Below are 16,699 nucleotides of genomic sequence, written 5' to 3'. Positions count from 1 at the left end.
CTAACGCTTCTCCGAAATTGCTTCGTCCCCTCCGCTGCTTCGTGCTTAAATAAAAAAAGCGATCCTCATCAGTATTACACCGATTAGGATCGCTAATTACATACCATAAAAATTCTATTTCGCCAGCTTCACAACTGCCTTCAGAGCAGCGTTGATTTCACGCTCAATCGCATCCGCTACGACGTTTGTGTTCGGATCGTATTCTGCAGCAAGATCTGCATCAGCGAATCCGTCCATCGCTACGATTGCTCCTGCCCGCACGCCGCGGAGAGCAGCTACAATGTACAGTGCGGAGATTTCCATCTCGACGCCAAGCGCGCCCGCCGCTTTAAATTTCTGATGCGGGAACTCTTCAACTCCAGCGAAGAATGCATCCAGTGTCACGGTAATTCCTTTACGTACGATACCCTCACCCAAAGAAAGCGCAGATTCATATAACGCTTCAGCAACCATGCTATCAGCTACTGCCGGGAATCCGTCAGGTACGAGCTGCTTGGTCAAGCCGTCCGTTCTTGCCGCTGCTGTACTAACCACAAGACTGCCCGCAGGCGTATCCGCACGGTAAGAACCCGCTGTTCCTACCCGGATCAGCGTTGTAGCACCCGCGCGAATCAGCTCCTCGAAGCAAACCGCAGCTCCCGGAGAACCTACGCCATGGCTTGTAACAGCAAGCTTGACGCCTTCATATGTCCCGACAAAGGTACGATATTCACGGCTGAACGCCAGCTCTCTTGCATCATCCAATTTGCGAGAAATGATCTCGGCACGGCTGGGATCACCGCAAACAATAACATACTCCGGAATATCTTCTGAGTTCACTTGCAATACGGGCATCAACATATTAATCATACTCCTTATGTGTCCATTCATCTTCGGGTATTGGTAGTGCTTCTCCGCTGAATCTTTGTTCTTTAAACGGATCTGCTTCGTTATGGAAGCCATTCCGCTCCCAGAAACCAGGGCGATCTTCCTTCATAAATTCAATCTTACGCAGCCATTTGGCACTCTTCCAGAAGTAACGATGTGGTACAACGGTTCGCAGTGGCCATCCGTGCTTCTGTGTCAAAGGCTCACCATTGAAACGATATGCCAAGAGCACATCATCCTTGAGAAGATCCTCAATCGGCACATTCGTATCATAATCCGGATCAGCATGGAACATAACATACTTCGCTTCCGGTTTTACCTTGAACAGCTTCAGGAAATCTCTGAATAGAATTCCTTCCCAGCGAGTATCAAACTTGGACCAGCGTGTTACACAATGAATATCACAATCAACCGTCACGGTCGGAAGTGCCATCAATTCCTCATAGGTGAACGTTCTTCCCTCTTCCACCTCTCCAAACACTTCGAGTGTCCACTGGGACATATCATATTCAGGCACTTCGCCTTCATGAAGAATCGGAAATTTCTCCGTCAATGCTTGTCCGGGCGGGAGCTTAGCACGCTGTTCCTCCGTCAGATCACTCACAGGCATCGGCTTCATCTTCTTTAAACGTTCCGCTTTTTTATGCACCCTTGCTCATCTCCTTTCATCTTCAACGACCCTCTATCTAGATGCTTGATTATCTGGAGCTTGTGCTTTGCTTCTGAGCATCCTTCAGGAAGCTCTTATCTTTAAAGAAGAACATGGCCACAATCGTTACAATATACGGAAGCATGTCCGTGAAATGAGATGGCAACGCCAATCCTTGAAAACGAATGCTGACTGCCTCCATAAAGCCAAACAGTAAGCTGGCTGCTGTAACGCCAAGCGGTCCGGACTGTCCGAGCATCGTAGCTACAAGCGCGATAAAACCACGTCCCGCTGTCATTCCTTCAGTAAACATCGTTAATTGTCCAAGCGAGATTTGAGCACCTGCCAGCGCGCAGAGCACACCACTAGCTAACACAGCACCATATTGGTAACGCGGTACGCGAATACCGATACTGCTTGCCGCAAGCGGGTTTTCCCCAGCAGCTAGGAATCGGAAGCCATTTTTCGTCCGGTAGAAGTAATACCACATTAAACCTGCAATGACGAATGCTAGATATACGAGAGGTGTATGCCCCGATAGAATCGGTCCAAGGACAGGAATATCCTCTAGAATCGGAATATTCCATTTTGGTAGACCAACCATTTTATTATCATAGAAAGCGCCCTTCACATCAAATATCGCTCTCAAACAAAAGGTTGTAAGTCCAGCCGCCAACGCATTCATCGCAATACCCACGACAATAACATTAGCCCTTAGATTGATCGTCAAATAAGCGAAAATAAATGAAAATATCGATACAACTGCGATCGCAAACAAGATGGCATAAAACACATTACCGAAATAATAATTACCGACAACCGATGCAAAAGCACCGAGCAGCATAAAACCTTCTAAACCTACATTGAACAATCCCACACGCGCGCACAAGGCTCCTCCAAGCGCGGCGAGCAAAATCGGAGTAAGGACACGAAGGGCTGTATTTAATAACGCTAGATCAAACAGCTGTTCCATCGGACTTGTTCCCCTTTCTACGCTTCAGGAAGCTGTATGTGAACTTCGCAGATATGAACAGGATAAGTGCAGCTTGAATAATTGCTCCGACTTCAAGGGGAACCTCTGTATTCCGCTCTACACCCATTCCACCTGTCTGTAATGCAGCCAAGAACAATGCAGCAACAAATGTACCAATTGGATGGGACCCAGCGAGTAGTGCAGCCATAATACCTGTCCATGCATAATCAGCCGTTGTCAGGGCACCGTCAATATACCGATACTGTGATCCGAGAATTTCAACGGCACCGCCAAGACCTGCTAATCCACCACTGACAAACATGGCACCGATCATCATGGATCCCCGCTTGATTCCACCATATAAGGCGAACAGCGGATTGCCACCCAGCATGCGAATCTCATAACCGATGACGGAGCGCTTCAGCAACACATAAATAACAACGGCCGCAACCACCGCAAAAACAAAACCTAAATGAAGCGGCATTCCGCTGATCAGTTTAGGCAGCCACACCTGATTCTCAATCATGGCCGACTGTGCCATCGCGGCAGAGCCCGAAGTATCTTTCAGCGGATAAGCTACTAAATAGCCTGCAAACAAATCAGCCACATAGTTTAGAAGCAGGGTAGAGATCAGCAGGTTCACTGCAAATCTAGTATCAAAATATCCAGCCATCACCGACCAGAATCCACCGGCAATCGTACCTGCAAGCAAAGCGCAGATGCAGACAAGCCAGCCCGGACCTGGCAAATAAAGGCCAACCAGCGCGGCCGCTAACGCTCCGAATATCATCTGTCCCGGGGAACCGAGGTTAAAGAATCCGGCACGAAACGCAAAAGCTGCGCCTAAGCCGACCAGAATAATAGGTGTCGCCCGTGAAAGTGTATTTGTAAAGAAATACATTCCGCCAAATGCGCCTTTCCACATTTCAGCATACGTTTCCAGAATGTCCCCGCCTGCGATAACAATCGCAATTGCACCGGCGAGTAGACCGACAACCACCGCTACAAGCGGTTGGAGCAGCGGAAGTGTATATTTCATCATTTTGTTCATTATACTGTTCCTCCTGCCATAAGCAGACCGAGCTTTTCTTCCGTCGCTTCCTGTGCGGAAAGTTCGCCGGCAATCCGTCCTTCATACATAACAACAATTCGATCAGACAGCTTTAATATTTCCGTTAATTCTGATGAGACAAGCAGTATGCCCGTTCCTGCATCACGTCGTTTCAGAAGTTCGCTGTGGATCGTTTCCATCGCACCGATATCCACACCACGTGTAGGCTCTGCAGCGATCAGAAACGGCGTCCCCTGCTCCAGCTCCCTGGCTACAATCAACTTCTGCAAGTTACCACCTGATAAATACTGGGTGGTTGTATCCAGTGAACCTGTCTTAATGGAGAATTTATTCACCCAACCAGATACGAGCGTGCGAATATCTTTAAGCTTCAGAAAGCCCCCTTGCTGAAGACGACGCTGATGTCCCATGATCCCTGTATCCATTACCGTTGCCTCGCGGTTCGCTCCCCAGACATAACGATCTTCGGGGATATGCGCAAGACCTCGCTCACGGATTTTGCGAGTAGGCATTCCTGTTACATCCGTCCCTGACAATAAAATTCTACCTTGATCTGGCTGAGCAAGCCCCGATATTACCTGCAGCAGCTCCGATTGTCCATTTCCCGAAATCCCGGCAACGCCTACAACCTCACCGGCTTTAACATTCAGATTAATTCCATCTAATGCCGGCTTGCCTTTCGTTCCCCGAATGCTAACATCAGAGACTTCAAGCACACTGTCACCTGGTACGCACGGACTCTTCTTAAGCTCTGCAAGTTCACGTCCGACCATCAAGCGGGACAGATGGTTAGCGTCTGTCTCACCCTTTGCAACCGTCCCTGTAACCGCTCCATCACGGAGCACCGTAATCCGGTCCGCTACATCAAGTACTTCATTGAGCTTATGACTAATCAGGATAAAACTCTTGCCTTGCTTCGCCAGCAGCTTAATTGCTTGCAGCAACTCCTGTACTTCAAGCGGTGTAAGAACACCTGTCGGCTCATCCAAAATAATGATATTTGCACCTTGAAACAAAACTTTCAAAATTTCAACGCGCTGCTGAACACCTGGGGCGCTCGTCCCTGTAATCGCATTAGGATCTACTTTCATCCCATATTGATTGCACAAATCCTCCACGATCCGAGCTGCCTGTTTGCGATCAAACTTGACGGAAGAGCCTGGTTCGTTACCAATCACAATATTCTCCGCAATCGTAAACGAAGGAAAGAGCATAAAGTGTTGGTGTACCATACCAATCCCGTGATGAATAGCATCTAAAGGACTTGAGAAGGAAACTTCTTTATTATTGAGCTTAATCGTACCGGACGTTGGCTGCTCCATGCCGTACAATATCCGCATGAGCGTTGTTTTTCCGGCACCATTCTCCCCAACAATCGCATGTACTTCCCCTGCTTCCAGTGAAAAATCGATGCCCTTGTTCGCGCTAAAATCACCATACTTCTTCGTAATACGGTCCATTTGGAGTAGCATCTAGGTTATGCCTTCCTTTCAGGAATTAATGAAAGACCGACTGCCAAAGACAGCCGGTCGAAGTAGAACCAATTATTGTTCTAGAGCGTTAGTTACTTTGATTTTACCTGCAATAATGTCATCGGCAATAGCTTTTAACTTGTCTACATTTTCTTGTCCAATGAAGTCATTCAGCGGAGTTTCACTCTCATGTGTTACGTAAGTAAGACCCACGCCACCTTCCTTCAAGCCATAGTCGAGAACTTCAAAGGAAAACTTATCTTCATTAAAGTCTTTAACAGTTTCATAAGTAACTGTGTCCGCACCCTTTAGCTGAGCGAGTACCACGTGTTCTGGATCCACATTCGTGTTATCCGTATCTTGTCCTGAAGTATAGAAGCCTTTTTCTTTCGCTGCTTCAAAAACGCCAAGGTCACCTACCGCAGACAAACCTGCGATAAAGTCAGCTCCTTTGGAATTTTGCAGAAGTGCAAATTCTTTCGCCTTCGCTGGGTCAGAGAAGCTGCCTACATAGTTTACGAAGATTTCAATATCAGGGCGAACCGATTTCGCACCCTCAGCAAAACCTGTTGTATATTTGTGCATAATTGGAATGTCATCTGCAACAACGTTGCCGACCTTACCAGTCTTTGTGGACAATCCAGCCGCTGCTCCGAGCAGGTAAGCCGCTTCGTGCTCACGGAATACAACGCTGCGAACATTTGGCAAATCAACTACTGTATCTACGATGGCGAATGGTACGTCCGGATTTTCAGCTGCAACTTTTCTCAATGCATCTTCCATCTGGAATGTAGCCGTAATAATTAGATCATATTTCTCTGCAACAGCAGTACGTAAATTTTGCTCTATGGAAGCCGGGTCCGTAGATTCGATCGTTTTCACCTCTACGCCGAACTCATCTCCTGCTTTCTTCAATCCCTTATCCATTAACGCGAAGAAAGGGTTAACACCGATTTTCTCAGGAATAACAAGCGCGATGCGTTTTGTCTCTTTAGATTCGCCCTTGTCTGATGTGTCGTTACCGGATGCGCTATCGTCGCTGCCGCAACCTGCTAACAATCCAACGAACAGCACCATTGTTAATAGAATTGACCATGTCTTTTTCATTCCTGCCCTTATCCCCCTCAATATCTTGCTTGCTAGTGATACTATTATCCTATGACATTGTTCGGGAAATGTCAAAGGAATTTTAGCAAATAGGGTCGAATTTTGACATCTTGTGACATATTTCTATCTTTTTTGCGCCTTATTTCAGTACATTGTGCCTAAAAAATTAATTAATGTTCGGGATTTGCTAAAAGCAATATTTAATATATCAACAACAATCTGACAAATAAAAAAGCACCTTTCGGTGCTTTAGCGTAAACCAAGCTCTATGATTCGAACGACCGGATCCACTTAAATCGATTCACTTTCACGAGGGCAACAAAGCATTTAAGAATCTGATCCGATTTAAGACATATAAACGTCACGATCGGTGATAGATTAAACACAAATGCACACAGGAATGAAGATGGGAGCACGATAAGCCACATAAAAATCAAGTCATTATACAGTACAAATTTCGTATCCCCACCGCTACGTACAATGCCCGTTAAAGCCGGCATTTGATAAGCCGTTCCTACCACTGTAATCGAGAGGATCGTCATAAACTGTAAGGCAAGTGCCTTCGCTTCACCGGATATCGAGTAAAAACCTAGCACATAATCTTTTAGAATGAACAAGATTGCCCCTGTACACAGACCTAGAACGAGATAGAGAATCTGAAGTGTTTTTGCATATGCTTTAATCTTATCCGAGAATCCTTCCCCGATTGTTTTCCCGATGAGAATTGCTGTTGCACTAGCAGATGCATAGATCATAACCGTAACTAACTGAAATATTGTTGTTGCAATACTGTTAGCCGCAATTGCAGCTTCACCCATATGCCCAAGAATTGCAGTCTGAGCCCCCATGGCAAGTCCCCAAATCGTATTGGACAACAAGATCGGTGAACCGACCTTGATATACTGCTTAAATAATCCCATATCGAATTGGAAGAAGTCTTTTAACTTGAGCATGATTTTGCGATCAAACTTCTTGATGTACACACATACAATAGCCGTTTCAATGATTCTCGCTATTAAGGTTGCTATAGCTGAACCTTCTACGCCCAATTCCGGAAATCCGAAATGACCGTAAATCAGCAAATAGTTCAAACCCACATTAATGATAAGCGTGGACAAGGATACTATAAAACCGACCCTCACTGTTTCTACGCTGCGCAATGAGGCTAGGAGGATGCTGGTTATTGCAAAAAACACATAGGAAAAGCAAATGATCTGCAAATACTTAACTCCCTCTTCAATGACGCTTTCTCCAATCGTAAAAATGGATAGCGTCGCATGAGGAAAGAAAAACACAATAGCCCATAATACAGCACTTAACGCGATTGCCATTCGCATTCCGATACTGGAAATCTTTTGAATTGACAGGGGGTCTTTCGCACCCCAATATCGTGAAGCCATAATTACAAGCCCTTCACCTACCCCCATTACGAGCATATGCAGCAGAAATTGAATCTGATTTGCCAGTGCCACACCAGAAAGTGCGGCTTCACTGTAGCCTCCCAGCATGACGTTATCCGATAAATTCACACCGAGAGAAATGATGTTCTGTAGACCAATGATTAAAGTTAGCCAGAAGAAACTCTTGTAAAACTGCTTCTCACGCACAAATAAATTCACGATATGGATACCTTCTTTGTTATTAATTCATTGCTATAACCAATATATACTAACTATTAATAATAATCTGCCCCTTTTCGTAGGCAAACACAGTGACAAGCTCCTGTAGCTATTCATATGCTGACAAAAAGAAAGGTGGGGATGCTCTGCCATGTCCTATAAAAGCAGTACAATCAAGAGCAAGTGGAAAAAGACCCAATGGCTCTTGAAGGAGTCACATATAAAGCAGTATGTACCCGCCACTATGACTTTCAGCGAAAAAAATCTACAATCCATGCTATCCTCTTATTCCACGGTTTATTTCAAACCAACAAACGGTTCTGGCGGGGCAAACATCATCCGTATCAATAAAAAAGACGGAGGCTATCAGACCCAGTACAATACCGTAAAAACCACTTACCGAACGCAAGAGAAACTTTACAAAGAACTAAAGCGATTCGCAGGAAAGAAGAAATTTTTACTTCAAAAGGGAATCCGTCTGGCTAAAAGTAATGGTAGACCGTTTGATATTCGGGTTATGGTTCAAAAAACAAACAAAGGTCATTGGATAAGTTCCGGACTATTCACAAAAATCGGCATTCCGAATAAAGTTGCAACTAATTATAATCAGGGCGGAAGCGTCGGTTATTTTGACAAAACACTTGCCGGAGCAGGGTATGATCGTCTTTCTATTCAGAATATGGAGTCAAAGCTCAAGCAGCTTGGTGTTTCTGTAGGACATAATTTCGACCGTAATTACAAAGGCTTTAAGGAATTAGGACTGGATGTCGCTCTTGATAACAATCGAAAACCTTGGATACTGGAAGTGAATACACGCCCCCAGTTCTATCCACTCAAAAATACGAACAAAACGTTATATAATCGCATCCTTTCCTACGGTAAACAATACGGAAGAACAAAATAAACGATACATGGAGACTCAAGCAAAAAAGCTTGAGTCTTTTCTAATTAAAAATAGAGGAATTGTGAGACTTTCTAAAGAATTACTATATCAATATAACATTATAACCTTTATTGATATGATTGCTTATTAACCTTAAGTCTTGAAGGAGAGACGATATCATTGATGGATCGCCCCTTTGAAGTCATCACTTATCCATTTGAGAATACATATTCGCATCAGTCGGAAAGTAGAATTCCATCGGAATGGGAAACATTTTTCAAACGCTATCCCGACCCTGCAGTTATCCTGGATAAGGATGATCTACTTATGAAAACCAATACTGCATTTGACCGAGTCTTTGGTTGGTCTGAGGATGAATTGGTCGGACTACATGCATATGATTTGCCGAACATTCCCGAAGATAAGAAATTTGAAGTGTCAAGAAATAAAGAGATCATTGATTTTGGAGAAGCCATCAAGGAATACGAAACCATTCGATTAACGAGCAACGGTACCCTTCTTCAGGTTAGGATATCGTGCTTTCCCTTACAAGATCGAGACAATCGGTTTTATGGACGTGCAGTTATTCTAAAGGTCATAAGAGAACATAGAGAAGAGTCAAACACAACGCTCCTGGATCATATTTTTTTCAATGCTGATTTAGCTGCAGGCATAGCTCATGAAATACGCAATCCACTTACTACACTTAAAGGATTTCTTCAGTTGATGCAGTCCAATCATATTTCAGTCCATCGAGCGCCCTATTATTATGAAATTATGGAATCTGAAATCGAACAAATTGAATATGTATTAAGCAAACTGTTGCTGCTTGCCAAGCCGAAGGAAAATCTGCTAAAGCTGATTGATGTATCCACACTGATCAAGGACGCTGTTGCTAGCTCAGAGGAAGCAGCGGGTCAACAAGTGAAGATTACAACCGATTTAGATTGCAGCCTTTCACTCATTGAATGTGACGTCACACAAATTCGGCAAGTATTCTCAAGCATTATCGAGAATGGTATTGAGTCTATGCCAGACGGTGGAGCTTTAACCATTCAGTTAAGGTCCAATCAACAGGAGGTTATCATCTGTTTCCGTGATGAAGGACTCGGCATACCCGCACATATTCTATGCAAACTGGGGCAACCTTTCTATACAACGCAGACCAAAGGGATTGGCCTCGGATTTATGATTAGCAAGAAGATCATTGAGGCACATAGGGGATCCATCAAAGTCAGTAGCGAAGAGAAAAAAGGAACACTGATCGAAATCCGGCTTCCTTTATATCAAAATTGACTCTATTACCCAAATAGGCGACCGATGGATCACTCCTCGGGTCGTCTATTTTCCTTTCGACAAACACACTTTTCGTAGATTTAGATGGTCATTAAATAAGCTTATGTGCTAATGTTTATAAATGAGCATTTTTCTGAAAGGAAAGGTTGGGAAACATTTGAGTGTAAAAGGACAACAAATAAATAACAACAATCTCGAAACGATTGTGCGCAGTAGGCCGAGCACGAGCCGACTTTGGATGATTCTTATCTTAGGCGCGCTGTCCGCATTTGGCCCACTGTCACTGGATATGTATTTGCCTTCCTTACCGGAGTTGGCTAATACGATGCATACGACAACCTCACTTACACAGCTCAGTCTGACATCCTGCCTTATTGGTCTGGCTACAGGCCAACTGCTCGCAGGGCCACTGAGCGATGTTCGCGGCAGACGTTTTCCGTTAATCATCGGAATGGTTGTGTATGGAGTTGCATCGTTATTATGCGCCTTTAGCACATCGATTGAAATGTTGATTGCGTTTCGCTTTGTTCAAGGTATTGCCGGTTCGGCAGGGATCGTTATTTCAAGAGCAGTCGTAAGGGATATGTATTCTGGTTCTGAGCTGACCAAGTTCTTTTCTATGCTTATGCTGATTAACGGGGCTGCACCTATTCTCTCCCCGATCATTGGAGGGCAATTGCTGCAGTTCACCTCCTGGCGCGGTGTGTTCATTGTACTAACATTCATCGGTGTGGCTATGCTTCTCGCGGTACTCTTCGGACTACCCGAAACCTTAAGCGGGGACAAGCGTTCCAAAGGCGGGGTCAAGAATACACTTTCCATGTTCGGAACCTTGCTGCGGGATCGTAAATTTGTAGGACTTGCTCTGTGCCAAGGCTTTATCTCTGCTGCCATGTTCGCTTATATTTCCGGCTCTCCCTTTGTGCTGCAGGATATCTTCGGTGTATCTCCACAGACTTTCGGCATTATATTTGCAGCTAATGGGCTCGGCATCATTATTGCAGGACAAATCACAGGCCGCCTTGCAGGCCGGGTTAGTGAGCGAAAATTGTTTGTATCAGGTATTATCCTAGCTACGATAGGTGGTTCTACTCTGCTGTTAGCCATTGTGAGCGGAGCAGGATTGAACCTAATTCTTCCCACACTCTTTATCGTCGTTTCCTGTGTCGGTATTGTCGGTACGGCCGGCGCTTCAATGGCGCTGCAAAATTACGGACACGCAGCAGGAAGTGCATCTGCACTACTCGGACTGCTGTCTTACATTTTAGGTGCACTGGTTATGCCGCTCGTTGGCATTATGGGCAGTGAGACCGCTATTCCTATGGGTGTTGTCATATTCGGTGCCGATATCGGAGCAGTGCTGTGTTATTTACTGCTTGTGCGTAGAACGGGACGACCGGTTGTAGCGTAAACCGAATGAAGAAAGACAGCAGAGGCTGTCCCAAAAGATCTAAGATCTTACGGGATGCCTCTTTTTTTCTGTTGTTAGACGCTTCGCGTACGAATCATTCCTTCCATCGCTGTTGTGCTCCAATTTCCTGAATTGGTTTTAGTTTAGGTAGAAATTGGAGCACAAAGGCGACCGCGTTCGCTTGTCCGGAAACGCTTCGTCCCCTCCGCTGCTGCGTGAGTATCCATCGCCAATACAGATAATACAAATAAGCCGCCCTTTGTTAGATAGATGTAACTGAGCCAGCATCTAAAAAAAGAGCGATTTTATTTGTATATTAATAGTTCTCTAATTCGGTTTCCAAATCACGAATCAATGTCTCAACTTCGAGAACAGCCGAATCCACATTGTTAAAGAATATCGAAGGCTTGTATCCATCTTCTAATAATCGAGGTAAGAATTCCTCCATTAGCTCGTCTAAATCGATACTCTCACAAGAATATTCCGCCCATTCCTCAATCGCACAGTGCTGAGCAAAAGCTTTTTTAGGCCAGAATGGTAAGAGTAACGTACCGTCCTCATCCTCAGTAACAGCCCAACCATCGTTATATAAACCCCAGACGGTTTCCTCATCAACGACTTTCTTGATGAAATACTCATATCTTATATTTGCGGGAAGCTTAATAACAGCCTGAAATTCTTTATCATTCACCAATATACCTACCATCCTTCTCATTCTAAATCATTCGTCTCGATTTTGTTTCCCAATATAATTTTTTGAATTCATTTATAGTATCATGGTTCGTAAGATCAAACCATTAAACAGAGGAGCTAAAGATGGATAGACAACAGCGTTTGAAAAAGTTGGCGAACGAGTTCAGTGATTGTCAAAAAGCTTTAACCGCCATTGGCAATGAAACACGTCAATCTATTATTATCGCCCTCATTGAAGGCGAAGGCGACTGTGAAAAAGGTATTCGGGTTGGCGAAATAACCAAAAAGACTAATTTATCTCGTCCAGCAGTATCTCACCATTTAAAGGTGCTGAAAGATGCAAATTTAATAGGAGTAAGTCGAGAAGGTACGATGAATTATTATTATTTGGATGTTTTAAAGAGCGATATATTCAAGCTAATTAAGCTGTTCATTAATATAGAATCATTCATAACCGAGTATCAGGATGAATAGTACAGAAGGGAAGAATCAATATGAAAAATGTAATTGTACTTGGTGGTAGTGGCTACGTGGGAACTCATTTAGCAGAGGTTTGGTTAAAACAAGATCCCAAGCTAGAAATTTGTAGTATTTCTCGCCATGGTCGTCCTCAAAAATTATCTTCTTATTTAGAAAATAATGATCAAATCCAGTGGTTATCAGAAGACATCTTTGATATTGATTCCTATATCACTAAGTTACCAACTAAGGTGGACACGATCGTTAACTTAGTCGGAACCGCAGATGCAAAGAGCACGGAATTGTTCATGAAAATAAATGTAGAGCCTGTTAAGATAATGATCGAATTAATGGATCGCCTTTCCATTCCGAAGGGGTGCTTCATTTCAGGAGTGATTGGCATGCCATTCAAAAACAAACCATTCATCGCTTCAAAGCAAAAGGCTGAAACTTTAATTAGAGAAAGCCGAAAGAATATCAGCATCATCAAACCAAGTCTAGTTTATGGAGATAAGCCGGAAGTCGCGGCAATGGTTCCCTTCATGAAATTGATGGGCAAACTTCCGGGTAAATCGAATTATAAGCCCATTCAAGTAAATCAGCTAGCACAAGAAATAGTAGAGGTATGTAATAAATAGACTCACATTCAACAAGCCGCTCAAGGTTAACCCTCAGGCGGCTTGTTACCACATTCGCTGTCTCCACTCCATTACATATTCCTTTTCTGAGGTTGCAGGATCTACACTGTCTGCCGTAATAAGAAAGCCATTCTTCTCATAGAACCTTATAGCACTTTCGTTCTTCTGGTAAACCTTCAATTGGAGGAAGCTGTGATCTTTCTTAGCATGATCCAGCAACATTTTTCCGAAACCACGATTCTGTTCATCGACGTCTATAAACAATGCTGCGATGTACTCATGACTCGCCCCCTTCGAAAGATGATTATCTCCCTCTATCCCCATACGCCTAAAATAATGACTCCTACCGTGATCAGAATAGATGTTAGCATACGCCTAATGCCCTGCTGTTCTCGCAGAATAAATATTCCCATCATTGTCCCGAACACAGTTCCAATCTCCCTGATCGGTGCAAGCTGGGATACCGGAGCAAGAGTCACCGCATATAGAAACAATAAATATCCCCCAGGTGCGATTAGTCCACCTAATAATACGACTTTCCAGTTGATGCGTAGTTCCTTACGCATTCCTTGTGATCGAAAGGCTATCCAAGAAAGGGCCAACAGTCCTCCTAGATGGGCCGCTTCATTTAATACAACCGCTGGAACATAGTCTAGCGCTATTTTATCCACAATGATATAACCCGCTATACAGATCCCTACGGATAATGCCATCAAGGGTGCCTTTAGGGAAGACGTTTTGCTCCTTATTTTTATGTTACTTAATAGAGCAATGCCTACAACGATGGTTAGAATACCTATCCACCCATAGATGGATAAATATTCATTAAGTAAAGTCACTCCAAGGAGAGGTACCAATAGTGGACTCGTTCCTCTCATAATGGGGTATACCTGTGAAAGATCACCTATAGAATAGGTAGCCGCGAGCAGAACCATATACAATCCATGGAGGATCATAGAAGCAAGAACAATCCACCCCGCTGTACTGGTGAACTGGATGGCATCCCATTCCATGATCGTCCATGGTAAAAAAATAAGAAAGGCCGCGAGCTGGCAGAACCATAAAAATGCGTTTTTGTCTAAGCTTCTCTTCGTGAACAGATTCCATATGGAATGAAGAAAACCTGACCCGAGTACGAGTGTTATTGCTAAAAAAGTCATCGGTTGCACCCTCTCCCTGGTTCAACACTTCCGCAGGAACACAAAAGACACGAAATCAAATCATCCCGTGTCTTTCATTAAATGCAGTATGCTTATTTATTTTCATATTCCTTGGTCGCAGTATCCAGCATGGATTTCCAATCCGCAAAATCCGTTTCTCTAGCGACATGACGATCAAACAGTTCATCTGGAATATTATCGACATCCGCTTGTGTCTCTACTTGAAAGTTACCCTTCTCTACAAAAGAGCTAAAGCTATTAAAGTTCGAGTGTTTGCTCATGAATGATTCATTAAATAACTGGTCTAATGAAACATGATTTGGATCGTTCTGATTTGCTTTTTGTCCTTGTAAATCTGCCAGCAGTTCGTCAAATGACATTGGTTTTTGTCTCCTCAAATTACCACTCCTAAATCTATTTTATCGATTCTAGCCTAGCTCCACACCTGCGCCTTCGTCAAGTGTTCAAGGTTACAGAATCAGCCTATCTAACAGTTTATACACATCAGGTTTCCTATATGTCCAATTTGTCTCCATCAATCTTCGGGTCTACAAGATCCTGATTTTTAGTGTTTTTGCTCTTGTAAGGTTTTGGGGCGCTTTTGGATCTGTTAGCACTAGCCTGCCACCGGTTCCATCCTTTTTTACCTGTTCCCCTACCTGTACCGCCCTTACCCTTGGCTTTACTCAAAACATCACTCCGTTATAATCTAGCTTATTGATACTTACTATTACCAGTATACCTAGTATACGGGCATAAATACGTAATGATCATTTCACCAGTATATCAGGTAAATCCATAATTGTCTGAGCGAATTTACAATTTCATTAAAATATTAGGCGGATACAGTTGTCTCAGAATGACAAAAAAAGGGCAGTTCCTACTCTGAGGAACCACCCGCCTTTGTTATTTTTGCTGGCTTGTCCGCAGTGAAGCCCATTTCTCTTCCAGCCACTTGTCGAACTCGTCGCCTTTGTCACCTTCATACGTATCGTATACGTCACTTCTCATCTTTTTCAGCTTCTCTTTGAACTCTTCATAGCTGTGTCCAGCCGGAAGGCTCTTCTTGATTCTGACTAACATTTTCGTAAGTCCTTTGACCAATTCCTCTTGTCTTCTTGCAGGCTTCTGAACATCTTCGCCCGCTTCCTTCAGCTCCTGATAAGCAGCCTCTTGAACTTTATATACCGGGTCATTCATCATCCGATTCTTCAGCACATCCAGCGCTTTTGGATTGTCGATTTTGCCTAGCTCTTGAACTGCTCTCAGCCGCTCACGCCAATCTGCTGTCCGGTTCGCTGCTGCTTTCAGTTCCTTATAAATTACGTCTACTTCCACTTCATTTACTTCATGATTCATATCTTCTGTAGTCAAATCATTCATTCCCTTCCTCAATAACCCGTGCAATTCACTATTACTTCGGTTCGAAATTTAATTATATCCTCTATCCTCAATTATTCATACACATATGATGAAATATACAATATTAGGCTCCCAGAAGTATAGCTAAATTCAGTTCCGTTGAGAATGTGCAAACATAAAAAAACAAACCTACCATACGCGGCAGGAATGTTTTATGCTACATATCTATTTCTTATCCACCTGTAACATCGTTACTTGCTTGATCGCATATGTATCCTTAATCTTTTCGTCTGAAATGATGCCAAGCGTAACTAAACTTGAAATCTTCGCAGTATCCGCCCTAGAGAGCATGCGCCAGACCTCCGGATCAGGAAGTGCTTCATACAGCTTCTTGTCATCGAATTCCTTCCGCTCTTGAAATACAAGCTTTGCTCTATAGCCCCCTTGCTCCAGCTCAGAGACTTCACATTCCTTGCAATGATCAATGATCTCGCTGCGTAATTCCGCTAATTCTTGCTCTATCTCTTTCTGCTTCTGCTTTAGTTGGTGATAACGCCTAAGCTTCTTATCCATATCATTCACCCTCCTCTTCATATGATATGTATGCGTAAGAGTGTGAATATAGGATTAGGAACTGTATGATTTTTACTATCAGGAGCACACTAAAACGGTATGTTAAGTACCCTTTCAGGAGGATTCGTTAATGAACCGATTTGAGAAGGAAGAACGAGCGGAATATACAGACCTGTCTACGGTTGAATCAGAACGTAACGATTTAATTCCCGAGGAATTTCCCGAGGGACCGTATGGATCTGATCTACAGAGTGAATCTCTAGGCAAAAGCACTCCATGGCGTAAGGATCAGCGACCACCGAATCGTTTTGATTATGAGGATCGTCAGCAGCATATGGGCATGGAACGGGATTTTCCAGGTGCAGATGAAACCATCCAGGCTGATCCAGGGCAAAATAACCATAGTAAAGAGTAAGAAATACTCAAAGAACCTGGTTTGCTAATAATCTCAATCACCAAATACAA

General features: G+C 43.7%; 20 protein-coding genes. 6 read left to right on the top strand and 14 right to left on the bottom strand.

The window, feature by feature from the left end:
* Positions 1-114: 114 nt before the first annotated feature.
* From ACFQV5_RS02880 to ACFQV5_RS02850, 7 genes are all read right to left on the bottom strand, one after another.
* Positions 115-840, bottom strand: a complete 726-nt coding sequence (locus ACFQV5_RS02880; protein WP_379243465.1) for a nucleoside phosphorylase — start codon at positions 838-840, stop codon at positions 115-117.
* Position 841: 1 nt separating this feature from the next.
* Complete coding sequence (locus ACFQV5_RS02875) at positions 842-1,516, bottom strand: sulfite oxidase-like oxidoreductase (protein WP_379243463.1); 675 nt, start codon at positions 1,514-1,516, stop codon at positions 842-844.
* 49 nt (positions 1,517-1,565) lie between these two features.
* On the bottom strand, positions 1,566-2,489 hold the full coding sequence (locus tag ACFQV5_RS02870) for an ABC transporter permease (protein WP_379243461.1): 924 nt from the start codon (positions 2,487-2,489) through the stop codon (positions 1,566-1,568).
* A complete protein-coding gene (locus tag ACFQV5_RS02865; RefSeq protein WP_379243459.1) occupies positions 2,473-3,540 on the bottom strand; it encodes an ABC transporter permease in 1,068 nt (355 codons plus the stop codon). The genes ACFQV5_RS02870 and ACFQV5_RS02865 overlap by 17 nt, the downstream gene beginning before the upstream one ends.
* The gene (locus ACFQV5_RS02860) at positions 3,540-5,033 is read right to left on the bottom strand and encodes an ABC transporter ATP-binding protein (protein WP_379243457.1); all 1,494 of its coding nucleotides are present in this window, start codon (positions 5,031-5,033) and stop codon (positions 3,540-3,542) included. Before ACFQV5_RS02860 ends, ACFQV5_RS02865 begins: the two co-directional genes overlap by 1 nt.
* Positions 5,034-5,105: 72 nt before the next feature.
* Positions 5,106-6,140, bottom strand: a complete 1,035-nt coding sequence (locus ACFQV5_RS02855) for a BMP family protein (RefSeq protein WP_379243454.1) — start codon at positions 6,138-6,140, stop codon at positions 5,106-5,108.
* A gap of 266 nt (positions 6,141-6,406) precedes the next feature.
* Positions 6,407-7,759, bottom strand: coding sequence for an MATE family efflux transporter (locus ACFQV5_RS02850; protein WP_379243452.1), 1,353 nt, complete (start codon positions 7,757-7,759; stop codon positions 6,407-6,409).
* A 151-nt stretch (positions 7,760-7,910) separates the two neighbouring features.
* Here ACFQV5_RS02850 and ACFQV5_RS02845 point away from each other — a divergent pair, with 151 nt between their 5' ends.
* The 3 genes from ACFQV5_RS02845 to ACFQV5_RS02835 all read left to right on the top strand — a co-directional run bounded on the left by ACFQV5_RS02845 (position 7,911) and on the right by ACFQV5_RS02835 (position 11,349).
* The gene (locus ACFQV5_RS02845; RefSeq protein ID WP_379243450.1) at positions 7,911-8,663 is read left to right on the top strand and encodes a YheC/YheD family protein; all 753 of its coding nucleotides are present in this window, start codon (positions 7,911-7,913) and stop codon (positions 8,661-8,663) included.
* A gap of 162 nt (positions 8,664-8,825) precedes the next feature.
* The gene (locus tag ACFQV5_RS02840) at positions 8,826-9,938 is read left to right on the top strand and encodes an ATP-binding protein (protein ID WP_379243942.1); all 1,113 of its coding nucleotides are present in this window, start codon (positions 8,826-8,828) and stop codon (positions 9,936-9,938) included.
* 238 nt (positions 9,939-10,176) lie between these two features.
* Positions 10,177-11,349: a multidrug effflux MFS transporter gene (locus ACFQV5_RS02835; RefSeq protein WP_379243940.1), complete on the top strand. Its 1,173-nt coding sequence runs from the start codon at positions 10,177-10,179 to the stop codon at positions 11,347-11,349.
* Between the two features lie 316 nt (positions 11,350-11,665).
* On the opposite strand, the gene ACFQV5_RS02830 is transcribed toward ACFQV5_RS02835, so the two are convergent.
* The gene (locus ACFQV5_RS02830; protein ID WP_379243448.1) at positions 11,666-12,064 is read right to left on the bottom strand and encodes a DUF2750 domain-containing protein; all 399 of its coding nucleotides are present in this window, start codon (positions 12,062-12,064) and stop codon (positions 11,666-11,668) included.
* A gap of 101 nt (positions 12,065-12,165) precedes the next feature.
* On the opposite strand from ACFQV5_RS02830, the gene ACFQV5_RS02825 reads away from it, so the two are divergent.
* Positions 12,166-12,516 (top strand): ArsR/SmtB family transcription factor, encoded by a 351-nt coding sequence (locus tag ACFQV5_RS02825; RefSeq protein WP_379243446.1) that lies wholly within the window; start codon positions 12,166-12,168, stop codon positions 12,514-12,516.
* Between the two features lie 20 nt (positions 12,517-12,536).
* Positions 12,537-13,139 (top strand): NAD-dependent epimerase/dehydratase family protein, encoded by a 603-nt coding sequence (locus tag ACFQV5_RS02820; RefSeq protein ID WP_379243444.1) that lies wholly within the window; start codon positions 12,537-12,539, stop codon positions 13,137-13,139.
* A gap of 45 nt (positions 13,140-13,184) precedes the next feature.
* On the opposite strand, the gene ACFQV5_RS02815 is transcribed toward ACFQV5_RS02820, so the two are convergent.
* From ACFQV5_RS02815 to ACFQV5_RS02790, 6 genes are all read right to left on the bottom strand, one after another.
* Positions 13,185-13,463, bottom strand: coding sequence for a GNAT family N-acetyltransferase (locus ACFQV5_RS02815; protein ID WP_379243442.1), 279 nt, complete (start codon positions 13,461-13,463; stop codon positions 13,185-13,187).
* Positions 13,454-14,299, bottom strand: coding sequence for a DMT family transporter (locus ACFQV5_RS02810; protein WP_379243440.1), 846 nt, complete (start codon positions 14,297-14,299; stop codon positions 13,454-13,456). The genes ACFQV5_RS02815 and ACFQV5_RS02810 overlap by 10 nt, the downstream gene beginning before the upstream one ends.
* Positions 14,300-14,391: 92 nt before the next feature.
* On the bottom strand, positions 14,392-14,679 hold the full coding sequence (locus ACFQV5_RS02805) for a hypothetical protein (RefSeq protein WP_379243438.1): 288 nt from the start codon (positions 14,677-14,679) through the stop codon (positions 14,392-14,394).
* A 133-nt stretch (positions 14,680-14,812) separates the two neighbouring features.
* Positions 14,813-14,989, bottom strand: a complete 177-nt coding sequence (locus ACFQV5_RS02800; protein ID WP_379243436.1) for a DUF3934 family protein — start codon at positions 14,987-14,989, stop codon at positions 14,813-14,815.
* Between the two features lie 216 nt (positions 14,990-15,205).
* Positions 15,206-15,658 carry a HEAT repeat domain-containing protein gene (locus ACFQV5_RS02795; protein WP_379243938.1) on the bottom strand — a complete coding sequence of 151 codons (453 nt, stop codon included), beginning with the start codon at positions 15,656-15,658 and terminating at the stop codon, positions 15,206-15,208.
* A gap of 228 nt (positions 15,659-15,886) precedes the next feature.
* Positions 15,887-16,234, bottom strand: coding sequence for a hypothetical protein (locus ACFQV5_RS02790; RefSeq protein WP_379243434.1), 348 nt, complete (start codon positions 16,232-16,234; stop codon positions 15,887-15,889).
* Positions 16,235-16,364: 130 nt separating this feature from the next.
* Here ACFQV5_RS02790 and ACFQV5_RS02785 point away from each other — a divergent pair, with 130 nt between their 5' ends.
* Positions 16,365-16,649: a hypothetical protein gene (locus ACFQV5_RS02785; RefSeq protein WP_379243432.1), complete on the top strand. Its 285-nt coding sequence runs from the start codon at positions 16,365-16,367 to the stop codon at positions 16,647-16,649.
* Positions 16,650-16,699 lie beyond the last annotated feature (50 nt).

Origin of the sequence: Paenibacillus sp. GCM10028914, assembly GCF_042666275.1 — a bacterium.
Lineage (GTDB): Bacteria > Bacillota > Bacilli > Paenibacillales > Paenibacillaceae > Paenibacillus_AQ.
This window is presented reverse-complemented; position numbering and strand designations above follow the sequence as displayed.

Bases quoted from the DNA above. Each gene is read 5' to 3' on its own strand.
- ACFQV5_RS02880 (WP_379243465.1), bottom strand. From the start codon at position 840: ATGTTGATGCCCGTATTGCAAGTGAACTCAGAAGATATTCCGGAGTAT.
- ACFQV5_RS02870 (WP_379243461.1), bottom strand. From the start codon at position 2,489: ATGGAACAGCTGTTTGATCTAGCGTTATTAAATACAGCCCTTCGTGTC.
- ACFQV5_RS02865 (WP_379243459.1), bottom strand. From the start codon at position 3,540: ATGAACAAAATGATGAAATATACACTTCCGCTGCTCCAACCGCTTGTA.
- ACFQV5_RS02860 (WP_379243457.1), bottom strand. From the start codon at position 5,033: ATGCTACTCCAAATGGACCGTATTACGAAGAAGTATGGTGATTTTAGC.
- ACFQV5_RS02855 (WP_379243454.1), bottom strand. From the start codon at position 6,140: ATGAAAAAGACATGGTCAATTCTATTAACAATGGTGCTGTTCGTTGGA.
- ACFQV5_RS02845 (WP_379243450.1), top strand. From the start codon at position 7,911: ATGTCCTATAAAAGCAGTACAATCAAGAGCAAGTGGAAAAAGACCCAA.
- ACFQV5_RS02840 (WP_379243942.1), top strand. From the start codon at position 8,826: ATGGATCGCCCCTTTGAAGTCATCACTTATCCATTTGAGAATACATAT.
- ACFQV5_RS02835 (WP_379243940.1), top strand. From the start codon at position 10,177: ATGATTCTTATCTTAGGCGCGCTGTCCGCATTTGGCCCACTGTCACTG.
- ACFQV5_RS02830 (WP_379243448.1), bottom strand. From the start codon at position 12,064: ATGAGAAGGATGGTAGGTATATTGGTGAATGATAAAGAATTTCAGGCT.
- ACFQV5_RS02825 (WP_379243446.1), top strand. From the start codon at position 12,166: ATGGATAGACAACAGCGTTTGAAAAAGTTGGCGAACGAGTTCAGTGAT.
- ACFQV5_RS02820 (WP_379243444.1), top strand. From the start codon at position 12,537: ATGAAAAATGTAATTGTACTTGGTGGTAGTGGCTACGTGGGAACTCAT.
- ACFQV5_RS02815 (WP_379243442.1), bottom strand. From the start codon at position 13,463: ATGGGGATAGAGGGAGATAATCATCTTTCGAAGGGGGCGAGTCATGAG.
- ACFQV5_RS02810 (WP_379243440.1), bottom strand. From the start codon at position 14,299: ATGACTTTTTTAGCAATAACACTCGTACTCGGGTCAGGTTTTCTTCAT.
- ACFQV5_RS02805 (WP_379243438.1), bottom strand. From the start codon at position 14,679: ATGTCATTTGACGAACTGCTGGCAGATTTACAAGGACAAAAAGCAAAT.
- ACFQV5_RS02795 (WP_379243938.1), bottom strand. From the start codon at position 15,658: ATGAATCATGAAGTAAATGAAGTGGAAGTAGACGTAATTTATAAGGAA.
- ACFQV5_RS02790 (WP_379243434.1), bottom strand. From the start codon at position 16,234: ATGGATAAGAAGCTTAGGCGTTATCACCAACTAAAGCAGAAGCAGAAA.
- ACFQV5_RS02785 (WP_379243432.1), top strand. From the start codon at position 16,365: ATGAACCGATTTGAGAAGGAAGAACGAGCGGAATATACAGACCTGTCT.